This is a genomic window from Amycolatopsis sp. cmx-8-4 (assembly GCF_046548675.1).
Lineage (GTDB): Bacteria > Actinomycetota > Actinomycetes > Mycobacteriales > Pseudonocardiaceae > Amycolatopsis.
On record NZ_JAEBDZ010000002.1, the window covers coordinates 81707 to 101083 of the forward strand.

Genomic DNA, 19377 nt, shown 5'->3' on the forward strand with positions numbered 1-19377 from the left:
CGCTTCTGTGTTGGCCCTTCCGGTCGGCGTGTTGGCCACTCCGGTTGGCGTGTTGGCCACTCCGGTTGGCGTGTTGGCCGTTCCGGGTGCCGTGACGCCTGCGCGACGATTCCGGTGACGACCGCAACGGCCAACACAGTGACCGGAGTGGCCAACATGACGACCGGAGTGGCCAACACGGTGACCTCGGCGGGACACCGGGGCTAGCTTCGGGCCCACTTCTGAGCATCGCTGCCCGTGCAGGCCTGCAGGGTCACCGGTGCGCTGTTCCCGGTGCCGCTCGGGCCGACACACAGTCCTGATTGGACTCCGGTGATCATGCCGTCGGTGCCGGCGTTCCACTGCTGGTTGGTGCCGCCCGTGCAGTCCCAGATGATCACCCGGGTGCCGGCCGCCGTGCTCGCGCCCTCGGCGTCGAGGCACTTGGCGCCGTACACCTCCAGCTGCTTGCCGGAGGTGAGCGTCCACTGCTGGTTGCCGCCGCCGTTGCAGTCCCACAACGTGACCTGGGTGCCGTTGGTCTGCGACGCGCTCGGGACGTCGAGGCACCGGCTCGAAGCGGTGTTGCGCAGCACGGAGGTCGATCCGCCGCCCGAGCCCGTCACGGCGAGGTTGTCGAACTGGGCGGTCTCCCCCGTGCTCGTGCCGATCCCGGCCTGGCCGGCCGGGAAGGTGCTGTCGGTGACCGTGCCGAGCACGGCGCCGTCCACGGAAGCGGTGATGGTGCTGCCGGAGAAGCCCAGTGACAGCTTGTGCCAGCTGTTCGTGCCGAGCCCGGTCGTCGTGCCGCTGCGCAGGGTCGTGACCTGCTGGCTGGTGTTGTTGCGCCGGATCGACCACGCGCCGGTGTCGCTGACCCGCAGGTAGTAGGCGTTCACCGCGCCCTGGTTGCCCGTGTCCTGCGAACCGACCCGGCCGAGCAGCTCGACGTACCCGGACTTCTCCAGCAGCGCGTCCGCGTTGACCGTGTAGTTGCTCCAGGCCACGTTGCCCAGCAGCGCGTAGGGATCGACGAACTTCTTCCAGGGGATCGTCTTCTGCGGCGCGGCCTGGCGCACGCACGTGCCGGAGCGGCCGGCGCCACACGACGACGTCTCGAAGGCGCCCTCCATGTCCATCAGGTACTTGGCTTCCTTGCCCTTCGCGTACCCGTCGAAGTTGTCGCTGTAGGGCAGGTTCAGCGACCCCTGCGACGGGCTGGTCGCGGTGCCCTTGCCCTGTCCGGTGGTGGTCGTGATCGTGTACTGGTAGCCGGGTTGGGCGGTCAGGGAGAAGGCTCCGCCGGACGGCGTGATGTCGGTCGTGTGCACGAAGTGGTCCGCGGGGTTGTTCGAGTTCAGGTTGGACGCCCACACGTGCGCCTGGCCGGTGGACAGGCCGCCGGTGACGTTCAGGTTCAGCGTCTGGGCCGAAGTGGCGTCCATGGTTTCGATGATCGTGCTGTAGTCGGTGGTGCTCGGGGACTTCAGCGAGACGTAGCTGCCGTTGGCGCGGTTGCCGCCGAGGTAGCCGCTGGAGGCGTCGAGGTACTTCCAGCCGGGTGCGGTGAACTGGGTGGTGTGCGCCAGGGCCCAGGCGTCCTTGCCGACCGAGTAGTAGCCCGACCACGGCTGGTTGGCCAGCACCAGGCCCACGGTCGGCCAGGGGATGTTCGGCGTGGTGGCGGCGATGAGGTCCCAGTTGAGGTACGCGGTCATCTTGCCGTCGAGGTAGACGCGGTTGATGCCGCGGGCCAGCGGCTTGGCGCCGTCGTTGTAGTCCTGGGAGCCGTTCTCGCTGGACCACAGGGTCTTGCCCGTGTTGGTGACGCTGGACGGGACACTGCAGGACGTCTGCGCGCTGAGGTAGCCGCACGTGTAGTGGGCGCTGAGCACGTCGGTCGCGTTGCGGTAGGCCGTGTTGGTCGAGACGGCGCTCGCGGGTCCCCAGTCACCCGGCCACGAGTCACCGGAGATGAGCTTGACGGCGCTGTACCCGTTGGCGTTGAGCGCGTTGCGGATCGTGACGGTCCAGTCGGCGCTCCACTGCTTCTCGTTCTGGACGGTCGTGAGGTAGTCGATCGTCAGCCCGTGCTGCTTGGCGCACCCGAGCCACGAAAGGTAGTAGCCGGTCAAATCATTGGAGAAGAAGGTGCCGTTGCCGATCCAGCCCGGCGCGCCCCAGGGCAGACCCACGAGCTTGATGCCGGGGTTGCGCGCCTTGGCCTGCTCCATGAGCCACCACTCGTACCCGCGGTTGCAGTCGAGGTCGCCGCGGAAGTGCGCGTGGCTGGGCTCGGCCCCGCTGGTGGAGTTGGTGTCCCCGCCCATCTCCACCTTGAGGATCTGCAGCGCGGCGCCGTACCCCGGCTTGAAGAGGTAGTCGAGGATCTGGCCGCGCTGGGGCTCGGGGTAGTCGATCAGCAGGCGGCTGTTGCCACCCCCGCCGCTGACCGCGCCGACGCCGTCGAACGTGCGGCCGGCAGAACCGCCGTTGATCGTGATCGAGGTGGCGGCCTCGGCCGGCGCGGCACCGGCCACCACACCGCCGGCCAGGACGACGACGGCGACCATCGAGGCTCGCACCCTCCGGAACAGGGTTGGCATGGCTGTTCTCGCTTCCGACGCAGGGTTCAGACGGCTGTGACGGTCCACTGGTTGTTGGTGCTGCTGTTCGGCGCCCACAGGACCACCGGGGAGCCGGCCGTGGTGGTGCCCGCGCCGTCGAGCGCGGTGCCGGTGCCCCGGTTGACGATCTGGTAGCGGCCGTTCCCGAGCCCGGCCAGCCGCCACTGCTGGTTGTCGCTCCCGGTCCAGGCCGCCTGCACCGCGTTGACGCCGTTGCCCGTCCGGCCGCCGCTGTCGGCGACCATGCCGTTGGTGCGGTTGACGATCCGGTGGTACCCGGTGCCCAGATCCACCAGCTGCCAGTGCAGGTTGGCCGAACCGTCGTAGGACCACTGCTTGAGCACCGATCCGGCCGCGACGTTCCCGCCGCTGTCGAGCACGAGACCGGTCGTGACGTTCGCGATCCGGGCCCAGCTCGTGGGGAGCGGACCGGACCCCGGGGCCGGGATCTGGCCGGCGAAGGTCAGCTTCACCACGTACGCCGGGGCGCTGAACGGCGCCGACGGCAGCCGGATGTGCAGCCCGGACCCGTCCTGGGTGCGGTCGGGCAGGTCGGTGTAGGACCCGGCGGTGGCGCCGAGCAGCCGGACGGACTGCAGCGAACCGAGGTTGATCCGGCCCGAGCCGAGCGTCCCGATGTCCAGCGTGCTGCCCGGCCAGCCCAGGACCGTGGCGTACAGGACGGTGTTGTCCTTGCTGCGGGTGAACCGGATGTCGCGGCTGGTGCCCTCGCGCGGCGTCGTGAAGGAACCGCCGCCCATCTGCGTCGGGCCTTCGCCGTAGGCCGACCAGGCGCGGGTCGCGTAGACGGATTCCCCGAAGCGGGCGAGGTAGTCGCCGATGCCGAGCAGGATCGTCCGCTGTCCCGACGGGATGGTGCCGTCGGCCATCGGCGCGATGTTCAGCAGCATGGTGCCGTTCTTGCTGACGCGGTCGATCAGCGAGTGCAGCATCGCCTTCATCGAGTAGTAGCCGATTCCGCTCGTGTAGCACCAGCTGGAGCTGGAGATGCTGTCGTCGGTCAGCCAGTACGGGTTCTGGATGTCGGCCGGTCCGCCGCGCTCGAAGTCGAAGACCTCGCCGCGGTTGTCGAAGCCGTCCTTGTAGGTCGCGACGACGTCCTTGTTCCACGCGACGGCCTTGTTGTAGTAGTACGAAAGGAAGTTCAGCCGCCGGGACTCGTCGACCCGGGGCAGGTTGAAGTCCTGCCAGAGCAGGTCCGGCTGGTAGCCGTCGACGACTTCGGCCAGCTTGTCGTACCAGAGCTGGTTCTCCGCCGTCGAGCCCAGCTGGCCGTAGAGCTTGCGCAGGCTGGAGTCCGACTGCGAAGGCACGTGGTCGTAGTAGCCGGTGAAGTGGTAGGCGTGGTGCAGCGACACCATGAACTTGAGGCCCCGCGCGCGGATCGCGTCGGCGTGCAGCCGGACCAGGTCCAGCCGCGGCCCCTTGGCGACCGAGTTCCACTCGTTGACGACGCTGTTCCACATCGAGAAACCGTCGTGGTGCTCGGCGACGGGTCCGGCGAACTTGGCGCCGGCGTCGGCGAACAGCTGCGCCCACTCCCCCGGGTCGAAGTTCCCGCCCGCGGACTCGAGCTTCGGCGCGAACTGCACCCAGTTCCCGGCCTTGTCGCGGGCCCCGTTGACGAAGTTGTGGTAGGGCCACGCCGACGGGTCACCGTACACGGCCTGGTGGTGGTTGTTCTCCGCCGAACCCCCGACGTACATGTTCCGCGGGTACCACTCGTTGCCGAACGCCGGGACGCTGAAGACACCCCAGTGGAAGTAGATGCCGAACTTAGCGTCCTGGAACCATTCCGCCGCGGGCGGGTGCTGGTCGACCGACGACCACGAGGGCGTGTAGCTGCCCGGCCCGGCGGTGGCCCACGCGGCCCCGCCACGCAGGAGGCCGGCCGTCGCCGCGCCGCTCACCGTGATCAGACCCAGCATCGTGCGGCGGCTGAACTCGGGCATGGCGGGAATGCCTCCTCGGCTCCGGAACGTTAGCGTTAACACTGTTTAGGCGCAGGTGAAGCCGAGGGTCAACCCCAGCGGCGAAACCAATCGAAACGCGCGGCGAAACCCCAGCGTGGACCGTGCGGGCACAGTGAAACTTTCATGCGCCGTGACGAATCCTTGTGAGCGTGAACAGCACCGTGCCACACTGCTTTTCGCCTGGCTCTGGAGCGCGAGCAACGGTGACCACAACCCAAGGAGCACCTGTGAAAGTCGCGTCCTCACCTTCGGCGATCTTCAAACCCCGGCGTGGACTCGCGCTGATCGCCGGACTGCTCTGCCTTCTCGGGCTGTTCCCGGCGTTGGCCCGGGCGGACAACCCGATCGTCCAGACCATCTACACCGCCGACCCGGCGCCGCTGGTGTACAACGGCCGCGTCTACCTCTACACCGGACACGACGAAGACGGCTCGACGTACTTCACCATGAAGGAATGGCGGGTGTGGTCGTCGGCGGACATGGTGAACTGGACCGACCACGGCTCCCCCTTGAACCTGGCCAGTTTCACCTGGGCGAGCGCCAACGCCTGGGCGGGCCAGACCGTCTACCGCAACGGCAAGTTCTACTGGTACGTCCCCATGACGGTCCGGGCGACCGGCGCGATGGCGATCGGCGTGGCCGTGTCGGACAGCCCCACCGGGCCGTTCCACGACGCACTCGGGCACCCGCTCGTCGGCAACGGCGAGATCGACCCCACGGTGTTCGTCGACGACGACGGGCAGGCCTACCTGTACTGGGGCAACCCGCACCTGTGGTACGTGAAGCTCAACGCCGACATGATCTCCTACTCGAGCGGACCGACGCAGATCCCCCTCACCACCACCGGGTTCGGCACGCGCACGGGGAACGCGAGCCGGCCGACCCTGTTCGAGGAAGGGCCCTGGGTCTACAAGCGCAACGGCTTGTACTACAACGTGTTCGCGGCGAACTGCTGCTCGGAGTTCATCGGCTATTCGACCGCTCCCGGCCCTACCGGGCCGTGGACATACCGTGGGACGGTCATGCCCACCCAGGGCGCCAGTTTCACCAACCACCCGGGCGTGATCGACTTCAACGGCAACTCCTACTTCTTCTACCACAACGGCGCGTTGCCGGGCGGCGGTGGCTACACGCGCTCGGTCGCCGTGGAGAAGTTCACGTACAACTCCGACGGCAGCATCCCGACCATCACCATGACCGCGGCGGGCGCACCGCAGGTGGGCACGCTGAACCCGTTCACGCGACAGGAAGCGGAGACGATCGCCGGGGAGTCCGGCGTCGAGACCGAGCCGTCCACCGAGGGCGGGATGAACGTCGGCTACCTCGAGAACGGTGACTGGATCAAGGTCAAGGGCGCCGCATTCGGTTCCGGTGCCCGGTCCTTCACCGCGCGAGTGGCCTCCGCGGCCGCCGGCGGCCGGATCGAACTCCGGCTGGACAGCACCGGAGGCACGTTGGCGGGCACCTGCACCGTGCCGGGGACGGGCGGCTGGCAGACCTGGACGAGCGTGTCCTGCCCGGTGACCGGGGCGACCGGCACGCACGACCTGTACCTCCGGTTCACCGGGGGCAGCGGCTACCTGTTCAACGTGAACTGGTGGCAGTTCGCCGCCTGACTTCGCGCCTCCACACACGGAAAGGGGCGACGATGCCCGTTCGACCGCGTCACCGCATCCTGTACCTGCTCACCGCCCTGGCTCTGGCCACCGTGACACCGGCCGCGCCGGCCGCCGTGGCCGCGCCCGGCAGCCCGGCGCTCACCCCGCCGCTGGGCTGGAACAGCTGGAACAGCTTCGGCTGCGGCGTCAACGAGACCGCCATCCGCCAAGCGGCGGACGCGATGGTCTCGTCCGGGATGAAGGACGCGGGCTACCAGTACGTCGTCGTCGACGACTGCTGGTTCGACCCGCAACGCGACTCCCAGGGCGCTCTGCGCGCCAGCTCGTCGAAGTTCCCGAGCGGCATGAAGGCGCTGGGCGACTACATCCACGGCCTCGGCCTGAAGTTCGGTATCTACCAGGTGCCGACCGACCGCACCTGCGCCCAGCGGACCGGCACCTACCCCGGTTCCACCGGCAGCGCGGGGCACGAGGTCCAGGACGCCACCACGTTCGCGTCGTGGGGCGTGGACTACCTCAAGTACGACTGGTGCTCCCCCGCCGGCACGCGCGACGAGCAGGTGGCCCGGTTCACGGTGATGCGTGACGCGGTGCGGGCCACCGGGCGCCCGATCGTCTACAGCATCAACCCCAACAGCTACCACGCCATCACCGGGGACAAGTACGACTGGGGCCAGGTCGCGGACCTCTGGCGCACCACCGAAGACCTGCTGGACATCTGGCAGAACGGCAACACCAACAGCTACCCGATGGGCGTGGGCAACGTCCTCGACGTCACCGCGCCGCTGGCCGCGCAGGCCGGCCCGGGGCACTGGAACGACCCGGACATGCTCGTGGTCGGCCGGCCCGGGCTGTCACTGACCGAGTCCCGCGCCCACTTCGCCCTGTGGGCGCTCATGGCCGCGCCATTGATGGCGGGCAACGACATCCGCACGATGTCGGCCGACATCGGCGCCGTGCTGCGGAACCCGCGTCTGCTGGCGATCGACCAGGACCGGCTCGGCGCCGGGGGCCGCCGGGTGCGCGACGACGGCAACGCCGAGGTCTTCGCCAAACCGCTGGCCGACGGGACGGTCGCGGTCGCGCTGCTCAACCGCGGGAGCGCCACGACCACCGTGAGCACGACCGCCGCGCAGATCGGGCTCTCCGGCACGGCGTTCACCCTGACCGACGTGTGGACCGGCGCGACGTCCACGACCGGCGGCCCGATCAGCGCGAGCGTGCCCGCCCACGGCGTCGCGGCGTACCGCGTGTCCGGCGGTTCCCCGCTGGCCGCCACGACGTCCCGGCTGCGCGGCACGGGATCCGGGCGCTGCCTGGACGTCGACAGCGCCTCGACGGCCGCCGGCGCGGGCACGCTGATCTGGGACTGCCAGACCGCGGCGAACCAGCTCTGGACCACCTGGGAGAACGGCGAGGTCCGCGTGTTCGGCGACAAGTGCCTCGACGCCGACCACCAGGGCACCACCAACGGCACCCGGGTGATCAGCTGGCCGTGCAGCGGTCAGGACAACCAGAAGTGGACGATCGGCCAGGACGGCTCGGTCCGGAACGTCCATTCAGGACTGTGCCTGGACGCCGAAGGCGCGGGCACCGCCAACGGGACCCACGCGATCCTCTGGAGCTGCAACGGGCAGCCGAACCAGCGGTGGAGCCGCGTCTGAACCACCCGGCAAGCAGCCGAAAGCACGAGCCCTCCGCGTTCGAAGATGGAGGATTCTGGCCACCCAACGTCCCCAATCCTCCATCGTCACCTCCCGGGCCGCGCCTCCAGCCGGAAGATCCCCGCGTGGACCACGCGAGCCACCATCAGCCCGCACTACCGAGCCGCCGGCAAGACCGAACGCCCGAGCCGTCGCGGCTCGGGCGTTCGGTTCTCCCCGGGAATGCGGCCTCAGCGGTAACCGGCCGCCACGATGTTGGCCTGCACCGCGTTCTCGGTCGCGTCGGACGGATAACCCGCGACCATCGCCCCTTCGTAGAACGTGCCGGCGCTCAGGTTGGCGCCGCCACCGGGCTTGCAGCAGTCACCGCCGCTGCCCAGCACGATCGCGCCCTGCTTCTTCATCGGGCTGTACCCGCTCGGGAGCCCGCCGTCCCACAGCGTCGTCAGGCTGCCGGACTGGGCGTCGCTGCCCTTGATCGCGAACCGGGACGTCCCGTTGTTCTTCAGCACCGCCGTGACGAACTTGCTGGTGAACGCGCGCTGGTTCGGGTTCCACGACTGGCTGCCGCCGGGGTAGAGCCCCCACTCGAGGTCGGCCTGCACCCACGGGCCGCTGCCGGAGCACCCGCCGAACCAGCACTGCTTGCCGAAGTTGAGCGCGTCCATCGCGCCGGCCGCGTCGGCCTTCCTGGTCGTCTCGCTGTTGCCGTAGTCGAAGCAGCAGCCGCTGTTGACGTGCGTCCCGCTGGTCACCATGTACATGCCCTCGGGGGCGCTGCCGGTGGGCACGCCGGTCGAGTGACCGTCCCGCCAGTAGCTGTTGCCGGGGTTGATGTACAGGGAATACGCCTTCCGGCTGCCGACCGTGAGCGACTCCGTGGTCGCCTTCGCCGGGCTGCTCTGGCTGGAGCCCGGAACGACGCTCGATCCCTGGTACCACAGGTCGTTCCCGCGCCCGGACTGGTCGTAGACCACCGTGGTGACGCAGGAAGTGCCGGAGCAGAAGGAATCCTGGGCCCCGGCGTCGGCCGCACCGCCCGCCGCCACGACGCCGACGTTCCGGGTCGCGTTGTCGGACGCTCGCCGGACCTGGTACAGATTTCCGTTGTAGGAGCCGTAGAGGGCGCGGACCGTGCTGTGCGCGGCGACGCACGGCGTGCCGCCCGAGGCGTAGATGTCGCACGGGCCCGTGCCCGACGGCTGGACCCCGGCGTTCCACCGCTGGTTGCTCTGACCATGACACGTCCAGAGGATGACCGCGGTGCCGTTGGCCGTGCCGGCGCCGTTCACATCGAGGCACAGCCCCGACTGGACCCCGGTGATCGACCCGTCGGTGTTCTGCCGCCACTGCTGGTTCGCCCCGCCGGTGCAGGACCAGATGATCACCGCTGTGCCGGGGGCCGTCTGGTTGCCGTAGGCGTCCACGCACCGCGTCCCGCTCAGCGCCCGCAGTTCACCGGTGGAGCTGAACTCGAAGCTCTGGCTCGCCTGGCCGGTGCAGTCCCGGATCTCCAGCGCCGTGCCTGGTGTGTCGACGCCGCCCGTCACGTTCAGGCACCGCCCTGACGCCGCGCTCGTGAGGGACGTCGACGCCGCGGACGCCGGTGGCGCGCCGGTCAGCGCGGCCGCCAGCAACGCGGCCGGCACCAGGACGGCGCGCACCGGCTTGACTCGAGTGGTCACGAATCCTCCTTCGAGCACTGCGGATCGCTCCGCAACGGATTGTTAGCGCTAACACAAAAGTCATGCCGTCGCACGCAGGACGAGCTTGGTGTCCAGCACGGCACAGCGGGGCGTGGCCGAGCCGCCGAGCATCGCGAGCAGCTCGCCCGTCATCCGGGCGCCCATCTCTTCGATCGGCTGGCGCACGGTGGTGAGCGGCGGATCAGTACGGCGGCCGATCGGCAGGTCGTCGAACCCGATGATGGCCACGTCACCGGGCACCCGCCGGCCCGCACGGTGCAGGGCTCGCATCGCGCCGACCGCCATCATGTCGGAGGCAGCGAAGATGGCGTCGACCTTCGGCCGGCGGTCCAGCAGGCGGGTGGTGGCGTGCTCGCCGGAGGCCTGGCCGAAGTCGCCGAACACCACCAGCCCGCGGTCGCCGCGCCCGGCACCCGCCACCGCCTGGCGGTAGCCGAGCAGCCGGTCCACGCCGGCGGTCATGTCCTGCGGTCCGGCGATGGTCGCCACGGTCCGCCGGCCCGCGTCGATGAGCCGCTGGGTGGCCCGCTGCGCACCTCCCCGGTTGTCCACGTCGACGTAGGACGAGCAGTCCCCTTCGCGGACCGGGCGCCCGCCGAACACCACCGGGATGCCGAGCCAGTCGAGGTCGAGCGGGCGGCGGCCGTGCATGCCGACGACGAGGGCGCCGTCGACGTGGCCGCCGTCGAGGTAGCGCACCACCGGGGCCTGGTAGTTCTCCGTCGCGGGCACGGTGAGCAGGACGAGCTGCAGGCCCGCCTCGGTCAGCTCCTTCCCGGCGCCGGCGGAGATGCGGGCGAAGTAGGGGTCGGCGAACAGCCGCAGCACCTCCTCGCACACGACCAGCGCGACCGATCCGGTGCGCCCCGCCGTCGCCCGCGCGGCTCTCTGCCGGGCGTAACCCAGAGCCGACATCGCCGACTCCACCTGCTTGCGCGTTTTCGGCCGGACCCGCGGAAAGCCGTTGAGCACGCGGGACGCGGTGGCGGTGGACACCCCGGCCGCCCGCGCGACGTCGGCCAGGGTCGGACGGAGCTGGGGCAACTCGACGGACGACACGTTCGCTCTCCCAAGACGTCTTTGTCTCTGCAGGGCTCACTGAGAATACCGCCGGGTAACGGGCGTTTCAGGCGCGTTGGACCCGGAATCTCTGGTTGGCGCCGCCGGTGGCGCTCCACTGGGAGATCCGCGCACCGTCGGCGGTCGAGGCTCCCCACACGTCCATGGACAGGCCGCTCAGCCGGTTGACCAGGCCGACGACCCCGCCGCCCAGGTCGGTCACGCGCCACTGCTGGGCGGCGGCGCCGGAGTCCGGTTGCTGGCTGATGTCCGCGCCGGTGGCGGTCCCGGCCACCTGGAGCACCAGGCCGCTGTGGCGGGCCCGGACGCGGTAGTAGCCGTCGCCGGAGTCGAGGAAGTCGAACTGCTGGTTCTGCCCGCCGGTGGCCGGCCACTGCTGCAGCAGGGCACCGGCCGCGGTGGAGACGCCGCTGATGTCCAGGAGCTTGCCGCTGTGCTCGGCGGCCAGGGTGTAGTTCACCCCGACCTGCACGGGCGCCCCGGCCGGCGGGGTCGACGAGTCGAACTGCGTGAGGAACTTCCACACCTCGCCGGACGTCCAGGTCTGCCAGCCGCTGCAGGTGCACCCGTCGCGCGGGCCGGGGTCGTGGCCGCCGTCGAACGCGGCCCAGACCACGGGGTACCCGGTCCGGCAGCCGGAGTAGGCGGTGACGATGTGGGTATGGCTGCCGCTCGAGGGTTCCGGCGGGTTCTGCGCGGTGCAGCCGTTGTTCCGGACGAACTGGTCGCGCAGCGAACGGCCGGAAGCGATGGGCAGGACGTTGTCCCCGATGCCGTGCATCCCGATGTAGGCGACCGGCTGGGTGCCGCCGTTGCACCCGCTGAGGTTCGCCCCGGAGTAGACGGCGACCGCGCGGAAGACCGTCGGCCGCGCGCAGGCGAGCGCGTAGCTCATGGCGCCGCCGTAGCTGAACCCGCCCGCGAAGACCTGCGAGGTGTCGACGCAGAGCGCCGCCTCGAGCTGCTTCAGCAGGTCGTCGACGAACGTGACGTCCTGGCCGCCCGGGTTGGCCCAGCCGTTGCCGTTGCCCTGCGGCGCCACGAAGATCGTGTTGTTGCCCGCGCTGTCCGCGAGCCGCCGGAGCCCGTAGTAGGACCAGTTGTACCCGTCGGTCCCGCCGGAGTCGACGTCGTTGGCCGTGCCGCCCCGCCAGTGCAGCCCCACGAACAGCCGGTAGGAGTGGGAGTTGTCGTAGTCGGCCGGGACCCGCAGGATGTAGCTGCGGTTCTGGCCGCCGCTGGAGATCGTATGGCTGCCGCTCGCCAGGCCGGGGGCCTGGCCACAGCCCGCGGTCGCCGCCGACGTCGACGCTTCGCGGGGCACAGCGGCTTCGGCGTTCCCGGCCATGGCCAGCAGCGCGCCGATCGCGACGGACACGAACAGCCGTCTGAACTTCGTCATCATGCGGTTCCCTCCGGTCAGTTCCGGGTCCATAACTGGGTCGTGGCGTGGGTGCAGGTCCCGAGCCGCACGGCGGTGCCGTTCGCGGTCGATCCCGCGAGCTCGAGGCAGAGGCCCGACTGCGCCGAGGTGACGGTGCCGTCGGAGTTGGCCAGCCACTTCTGGTTGGCCCCGCCGTGGCAGGCCCAGATGATCGCGGCCGTGCCCGGTGCGGTGCTGCCGCCCTCGGCGTCCAGGCAGCGCAGCGCGCCACCGGAGTAGACGGTCAGCTCCCCGGCCGCGGTGGTCGTCCACGTCTGGTTCGTGCCGCCGTGGCAGTCCCAGACCTGGGTTCGCGTGCCCTGGGTGGTCGACTGGCCCGGGACGTCGAGACACCGGCCCGCGGCCACCGAGCGCACCGGACCGCCGGTGGCCGTCGCGCCGCCACCGCTGTCGAGGCCGAGGAAGGAGAGGGCGTACGCGATCATCCCGGTCTGCGGCAGGGTGTGGCCGGTCCCCGCGATCGTGATGCCCTCGACGGTGGCCTGGGTGCCGGTGTCGCCGTAGCGGTTGCGCGTCCAGGACGACTGCGGATGGTCGGTGAAGGACGGCGTCTGGCTCAGCCCGCGCAGGGCCGTCCACTGCTTGATCTCCTCGCCGTAGTTCGGATAGGCCAGGGTGGTGTCCTGGTTCCCGTGCCACAGCTGCATCCGGGGGTAGGCACCGGTGTAACCGGGGTACATCGCGTGGGCCTGATCGGCCCATTGCTGCGCGGACTTGACGACGTTGCCGCCCGCGCACTGGCTGTTCCAGAGGGAGCCGTCGGTGGTGGCGAAGCACCCCGCGGGCACGCCCGAAAACGCCGATCCGGCGGCGAAGACGTCCGGGTACTGCGCGGCCAGGACGTTCGTCATCATCGCGCCCGAAGAGAATCCGCTGACCACGATCCGGCCCGGGTCCACGTTGTAGTGCTGGCGGGTCCAGGCGACCATCGCCATGATGCCGGTGGTGTCGCTGCCGCCGTCGCGGGTCAGGCCCGCTTTCGTCGACACGTCGAAGCAGTGGCCGTCCCGGGTCGCCTCGGGGACGACGACGAGGTAGCCGTAGCGATCGGCGGCCGTCGCGTAGTCGTGCCCGTTGCCGTTGAAGATCGCGCTCGCCGAGCCGCCGCAGTAGTGCACCAGCACGAGCAACGCCGACTTGGGCGCCACAGCGTCCGGCACGTACAGGTACATGCCGAGGTTGGTCGGGTTGGCGCCGAAGCCGGTGACGCGGGTCAGCGCGGCGGCCGCGGCCGGACCGGCGGCCGCGGCCGGACCGGCGGTCAGGACCACCCCGGCGACGGCGAGGGGCAGCAGGAGAAGGAACACGAGCAGACGTCTCATCGCAGGCTCCACTGCTGGTTGGCCTGGCCGCCACAGGACCAGAGGATGACCTTCGTACCGTTGGCCGTACCGCGGCCGGAAGCGTCCACGCAGAGGTTCGACTGGACACCGGTGATCGTGTTCGCGTTAACATTCCACTGCTGATTGGGCTGGCCGGTGCAGTCCCAGATGATCACCGGCGTGCCGTTGGCCGTTCCCCGGCCGGACGCGTCCAGGCACTTGTTCCCGTAGACCATCAGCTGCTTGCCCGCGGTGTAGGTCCACGTCTGGTTCGCCTGGCCCACCGCGCAATCCCGCAGCTGCACCTGCGTCCCGTTCGCCGTCGAGGCGTTCGGCACCTCCACGCACCGGCCCGACTGCGTACCCACGACCTGCTTGCCCGACGGTGGCGGCGCGGTGGGGACCGAGCAGTCCGCGGAGAGCGCCCCGGCCGCCGTCCGGATCCCGCCCAGCAGCAGGTGCAGGAAGTTCGGTTCGCCGAAGCTCTCGTTGGTGTGGCCCATGCCGGTGTACCAGGCGCGGCCGCCGTCGAAGTCGTGGCACCACGTGGTCGGGTGGTCCGCGCCCATCGCGGCGCCCGAGTAGCTGGATTCGTCCACAGTGGTCAGCACGTGCACGGACGGACGCGGGTTGGCCCGGAAGTCGTACCACTCGTCGTAATGGGTGTACTGGGCCGGCAGCCCCTGCGTGGACGGGTGGTTCTGGTCTTCGACCTTGACAAGTGCGTTCTGCTGCGCGGGGTGCTGCTTGAAGTAGGCGCCGACGAGCTGGCCGTACCAGGCCCAGTCGTACCCGCTGTCGGACGCGGTGTGGATGCCGGCGAACCCGCCGCCGTGCTCGATGTACCGCCGGAAGGCGTCCTTCCCGGCCTGCGTGCCGACCGGATCGCCGGTCGTGGACAGGAAGACCACGGCGGCGTACGGGGCCAGGCCGGCGTCGGTGAACACCGCGTCGTCCTCGGTGGCGTCGACCGCGAAGTCGTTCTGCTGCCCCAGTTGCCGGATCGCGGCGATCCCGGCGGGGATGGAGTCGTGGCGGAAGCCGGTGGTCTTGGAGAACACCAGGACCTTGAAGGCCGCCGCGGGCGAGGCGACAGCGGTGGACACGGGGGCCGCGAACCCCGGGACCACGGCGGCGACCAGGACAACCACGCGGAGAGTACGGGACAGCGTCGTCACGGGTACTCCTCTTCAGGAGTGGAAAGGAGTGCGCGGGATGCGCGCTCCGAAATCGCTCGGTTACCGAACCTGAAGCCAAGATAGGAGTGCGCGGCGGCAAAGGTCAATGCGCGGTGAAACTTACTCACCCGCAACGCATCGCGGCCGTCCCTCGATCACGGATGTCCACAAAGGAATGAGCACAGGACTGCGTACCCGAAGCCGGTCCCCGGGTACGCACTCCCGCGCTCACTGGTCGAAGAGCCGCCGCTGGATCTCGCGCCGGTAGTCCTCCAGGGTGTTGTCGAGGTGGACGGCGACCGCCCGGGCCGCTTCCTCCGGGTCGCCGTCCCGGATCGCCCGGTAGATCGCCGCGTGCTCGTCGATCGCGCTCGCGGCGTGCCCCCCGACCGCGCCGGACATCCCGATGATGTTCGTCTGGCGTTGCAGGCGACGGGCTTCGCGTACGGCCGCGACGAGGAACTGGTTGTGGGACGCGGTCGCGACACACAGGTGGAAGTCGTCGTCGCCGCGGTCGAACAGGTCCGACTGACCGCTCAGGTGACCCTGCCGGCAGGTCTCGGCGGCGGTCTCGATCGCACGCAGCTCCAACGGGGTGGCGTTCGCCGCCGCCAGCCGGCCGGCCGCGGTCTCCTGGACCCGGCGGAACTCGAAGAGCATGTAAACGTGGTCGAGATCGGTGGGCAGGAAGAAACCGCCCCAGCGGGAAGCACCGAGCATGCCCTCGTCGTCGGACACATAAAGCCCACGTCCCTTGTGCGCGCGTACCCGGCCGATCGCCGAGAGGATCTTCACGGCCTCCCGCACCACGGTCCGGCTGGTTCCCATCCGCGCCGCCAGCTCGACCTCGGTCGGCATCCGGTCACCGGGCCGCAGCTCCAGCTCGGCGATCAGGTGCAGGATCTGCTCGGCCACCACTTCGTAGCCGGGCCGGTACGGCGCGGGCGGTGCGGCTTCCTCGTTGCGGGTCACCCGATGAGTATGACTCAGTGGGCGCCGGCCAGTGACTGTACCTCGCGGCCCGGCGGTCCGGTCAACAGCGCCGGCGCGCGGAATGAAACTTACATGCGTTCCCCCAGGTGGAAAGATCGAACGGCGGCGATGCCTCCTTTCGTCTCTTGACGACGGCCCCACCTTGGCCTCGTATGAGTCGTACACATCCTCGCCGGCTCCTCAGTCCACTGTGGACACCCGGCGCCCGATGTCCCCCGTTCCCGGAGAGGTACAGCCATGCCGCCGCGCACCGGATCCGTGGCCGCCGCGCTCGTCACCGCCCTCGTGGTGACCGCGTTCGCCGCGCCGCCCGCCCACGCCGCGACCGTCACCATCGCCGTGGCGCCCACCGGCGACGACGCCGACCCCGGCACGCTCGACCAGCCGGTCGCCACCCCGGCCAAGGCGCAGCATCTGGCCCGCGACCGGTCGGCCGCCAACGACGTCGTCGTGCAGCTCGCGGGCGGCACCTACCGGCTCTCCGCCCCGCTGACGTTCACCAGCGCCGACTCCGGGCAGAACGGCCACACCGTCACCTGGCAGGCCGCTTCCGGCCAGACGCCGATCCTGTCCGGCGGCTCGCAGGTCACCGGCTGGGCGGTGCAGGACCCGGGCCAGAACATCTGGGCGGCGTCCGTGCCGCAGGGCGCCGACTCGCGGCAGCTGTTCGTGGACGGGGCGCTGGCGCCGCGCGCGTCGATCCCGATCTCCCGCGGCGACGTGCAGATCACGACGTCCGGCATGACCATCGTCAACTCCGCGCTGAACTACCTCGCGACGTTGCCGCAGCAGAACCGGATCGAGGTGGAGAGCCAGAACTCCTTCACCGACCGCTACTCCCCCGTCGATCACGTCAGCGGTACGTCGATCGTCATGCAGCAACCCGCGTGGAACAACAACAACTGGGGCTACGACACCCTCGCCAAACCCTTCGGCGGCGGCCAGCTGTTCCTCGAGAACTCCTACTCGTTCCTCAAGAACACCGGCCAGTGGTACCTGGACCCGCAGGCCGGGAAGCTCTACTACAAGGCGCCGAGCGGCTGGGTGCCCGGCAGTCACGACGTCGAGCTGCCGCGGCTGACGTCGCTGCTGCGGATCAGCGGCAGCTACGACAACCCCGTGCGCGGCCTCACCTTCAGCGGCTTGCACTTCGAGCACACCACCTGGCTCACGCCGGGCACGTCGGTCGGCTACGCCAACCAGCAGAGCGGCACGTTCCTCCCGGCCGCGGCGTCGATGCCGGGTGACTTCCTGAGCTCCTGTCAGTCCGGCTGCCCGTTGTTCGAGGGCGCCCGCAACAGCTGGGCGCAGGCACCGGCCGCCGTCCAGGTCTCGGCCGCCACCGGGATCACGTTCAGCGGCAACACCTTCACCCACCTCGGGCAGGTGGCACTGGGCATCGGCAACGACGCGAACGCGCACGCGTCCGGGGTCGGCCTCGGAGCGTCGTCGATCACCGTGGACCACAACACCTTCACCGAGGACTCGGGCGCGGGCATCGTGGCCGGCGGCGTACGGCCGGACGCCCACCACCCGTCGAACCCGGCGATGACCAACCGCGACATCACGCTGTCGAACAACACCGTGAGCCGGGTCGCCCTGGACTACCGGGAAATGGCCGGCATCCTGTCGACCTACGTCGCGCACGCCGTGATCACCCACAACGACGTCTCGAACCTGACCTACGACGGGATCGACGTCGGCTGGGGCTGGGGTGCGAACGACCCGGGCGGCAGCCAGGACTACCGCAACCGTGGCCTGTACGACTACCAGCCCGTGTACTCCACGGCGACGACATTGCGGGGCACCGTCGTCAGCTACAACCGGGTGCACGGCACGAAGAAGCTCATGCACGACGGCGGCAGCCTCTACAACCTCTCCGCCAATCCCGGCAGCTCCATCGACCACAACCACGTGTACGACAACCACCACACGGTCGGCCTGTACCTGGACGAAGGCTCCCGCTACGTCTCCCTGTCGGCCAACGTGATCCAGGACTCCGGGGTCTGGGCCTTCACCAACGCGAGCGGCACCAACAACACCAATGACAGCACCTTCAGCGGCAACTGGTACAACGGCGGCGCGACGAACGTGGCCACCGGGTCGCCGCACAACAACGTCCTGAGCGGCAACGTCCAGGTGAGCGGCACCAGCTGGCCCTCGGGCGCCCAGCAGGTCATCGCCGCCGCGGGCCCGGGCGGCACCGGGCCGGCCGCGAGCCCGGTGCGCGCGGCCGGCCCGGGCCGGTGCCTGGACGTCAACGGCGTCAGCACCACCCCCGGCGCCCAGGTGCAGATCTGGGACTGCACCGGCGGCGCCAACCAGTCCTGGACACGCACGACCGCGGGGGAACTGACCGTCTACAGCGGTGACAGCGCCCGGTGCCTGGACGCCTCCGGGCAGGGCACCACACCGGGCACCAAGATCGTCATCTGGACCTGCAACGGCGGGGCCAACCAGCGCTGGCAGGTCACCTCGGCCGGCACCGTCACCGGTGTCCAATCCGGACTGTGCCTGGACGTGACCGGCAGCGCCACGGCCAACGGCACCGCCGTCCGGCTGTGGACCTGCACCGGCCAGGCCAACCAGAAGTGGACCTTCGGCTGAACGATCGAGGAGAGCCATGAGAATCCGATTCGCCGCGGCCGCCGCGGCCTTGTTCCTCAGCGCGTTCCTCCCCGGCACCCCGGCGGCCGCCGAGTCCAACGGCGGCGTCCGGGTCATGCCGCTGGGCGACTCCATCACCGAAGGCACGCAGGTGCCCGGCGGGTACCGGATCGGGCTGTGGCAGCGCCTGAGCGCAGGCGGCTACCAGGTCGACTTCACCGGCTCGCAGTACAACGGCCCGGCCGCCCTCGGCGACCACGACCACGAGGGCCACCCGGGCTGGCGCATCGACCAGATCGACGCGAACGTCGTCACCTGGCTGCGGAACACCGGCTCGCACACGGTCTTGCTGCACATCGGCACCAACGACGTCCTGCAGAACTACGACGTCGGCCGCGCGCCCGCCCGGCTGTCCGGGCTGATCGACCACATCACCGCGACGGCACCGGACGCCGAGGTCTTCGTCGCGACGATCATCCCGCTCGCCAACTCCGGACAGGAGTCCGCCGTCCGCACGTTCAACTCGGCGATCCCCGGCATCGTGCAGAGCAACCGGAACGCCGGAAAGCGCGTGCACCTGGTCGACATGCACGCCGCGTTGACCGCCGCCGACCTGACCGACGGCATCCACCCCACCGCCACCGGGTACGACAAGATGGCCGCCACCTGGTTCGGGGCCCTGCAGTCCGTGCCCGGGAGCATCGGCACGCCGGGGACGTCCACGGCCCGGCAGATCGTCGGCACGCAGTCAGGCCGTTGCCTCGACGCCGCGAGTGCGGCCAACGGCACCCAGGTTCGGCTGCAGGACTGCGGCGCACAGGCCGGCCAGGCGTGGACCCGTACCGGCCAGGAGCTGACCGTCGGCGGGACCAAGTGCCTCGACGCGTCCGGCCAGGGCACGGCCAACGGCACTCCGGTGATCGTCTGGGACTGCCACGGCCAGGCCAACCAGCAGTGGACCGTCAACGCCGACGGCACGATCACCGGGGTCCAGTCGAACCTCTGCCTCGACGCGTACGGGCAGGGCACGGCCAACGGCACCCAGCTGATCCTCTGGGCCTGCGGCGGGCAAGCGAACCAGCGGTGGACGCTGCGCTGAAAGCGTCCCTCCCGCCGGCCTTCCCCCGGTCGCAGCACGCTCCCGGTCGTCGACGCTTGTGGGAA

The 19377-nt window shown here is 70.0% G+C and carries 12 protein-coding genes; 4 read left to right on the forward strand and 8 right to left on the reverse strand.

The features are described 5' to 3' along the window. Positions 1–203: 203 nt before the first annotated feature. Entirely contained in the window at positions 204–2585 is a 2382-nt protein-coding gene (locus ACLJQZ_RS04040) for a ricin-type beta-trefoil lectin domain protein (RefSeq protein WP_410618647.1), read from the reverse strand. A 26-nt stretch (positions 2586–2611) separates the two neighbouring features. After that, complete coding sequence (locus tag ACLJQZ_RS04045; protein WP_410618648.1) at positions 2612–4579, reverse strand: alpha-L-fucosidase; 1968 nt, start codon at positions 4577–4579, stop codon at positions 2612–2614. Positions 4580–4827: 248 nt separating this feature from the next. Here ACLJQZ_RS04045 and ACLJQZ_RS04050 point away from each other — a divergent pair, with 248 nt between their 5' ends. Together ACLJQZ_RS04050 and ACLJQZ_RS04055 are read left to right on the forward strand one after the other, a co-directional pair. Beyond that, entirely contained in the window at positions 4828–6216 is a 1389-nt protein-coding gene (locus tag ACLJQZ_RS04050; RefSeq protein ID WP_410618649.1) for a glycoside hydrolase family 43 protein, read from the forward strand. A gap of 32 nt (positions 6217–6248) precedes the next feature. Then, the gene (locus ACLJQZ_RS04055; protein WP_410618651.1) at positions 6249–7883 is read left to right on the forward strand and encodes a glycoside hydrolase family 27 protein; all 1635 of its coding nucleotides are present in this window, start codon (positions 6249–6251) and stop codon (positions 7881–7883) included. Between the two features lie 230 nt (positions 7884–8113). Here the strand turns inward: ACLJQZ_RS04055 and ACLJQZ_RS04060 are convergent, their stop codons facing one another. The 6 genes from ACLJQZ_RS04060 to ACLJQZ_RS04085 form a co-directional block, all read right to left on the reverse strand. Beyond that, a complete protein-coding gene (locus ACLJQZ_RS04060; protein ID WP_410618652.1) occupies positions 8114–9568 on the reverse strand; it encodes an arabinofuranosidase catalytic domain-containing protein in 1455 nt (484 codons plus the stop codon). A gap of 60 nt (positions 9569–9628) precedes the next feature. After that, positions 9629–10648 carry a LacI family DNA-binding transcriptional regulator gene (locus ACLJQZ_RS04065; RefSeq protein ID WP_410618654.1) on the reverse strand — a complete coding sequence of 340 codons (1020 nt, stop codon included), beginning with the start codon at positions 10646–10648 and terminating at the stop codon, positions 9629–9631. A 67-nt stretch (positions 10649–10715) separates the two neighbouring features. Continuing rightward, the gene (locus tag ACLJQZ_RS04070) at positions 10716–12074 is read right to left on the reverse strand and encodes an RICIN domain-containing protein (protein WP_410618655.1); all 1359 of its coding nucleotides are present in this window, start codon (positions 12072–12074) and stop codon (positions 10716–10718) included. A gap of 14 nt (positions 12075–12088) precedes the next feature. Beyond that, positions 12089–13435 carry a PHB depolymerase family esterase gene (locus tag ACLJQZ_RS04075; protein ID WP_410618656.1) on the reverse strand — a complete coding sequence of 449 codons (1347 nt, stop codon included), beginning with the start codon at positions 13433–13435 and terminating at the stop codon, positions 12089–12091. Then, complete coding sequence (locus ACLJQZ_RS04080) at positions 13432–14613, reverse strand: ThuA domain-containing protein (RefSeq protein WP_410618657.1); 1182 nt, start codon at positions 14611–14613, stop codon at positions 13432–13434. The genes ACLJQZ_RS04075 and ACLJQZ_RS04080 overlap by 4 nt, the downstream gene beginning before the upstream one ends. 228 nt (positions 14614–14841) lie before the next feature. Then, entirely contained in the window at positions 14842–15585 is a 744-nt protein-coding gene (locus tag ACLJQZ_RS04085) for a FadR/GntR family transcriptional regulator (RefSeq protein ID WP_410618658.1), read from the reverse strand. Positions 15586–15843: 258 nt separating this feature from the next. On the opposite strand from ACLJQZ_RS04085, the gene ACLJQZ_RS04090 reads away from it, so the two are divergent. Next, on the forward strand, positions 15844–18213 hold the full coding sequence (locus tag ACLJQZ_RS04090; RefSeq protein WP_410618659.1) for an RICIN domain-containing protein: 2370 nt from the start codon (positions 15844–15846) through the stop codon (positions 18211–18213). A gap of 16 nt (positions 18214–18229) precedes the next feature. Then, complete coding sequence (locus ACLJQZ_RS04095; protein ID WP_410618660.1) at positions 18230–19312, forward strand: RICIN domain-containing protein; 1083 nt, start codon at positions 18230–18232, stop codon at positions 19310–19312. Positions 19313–19377: the final 65 nt, after the last annotated feature.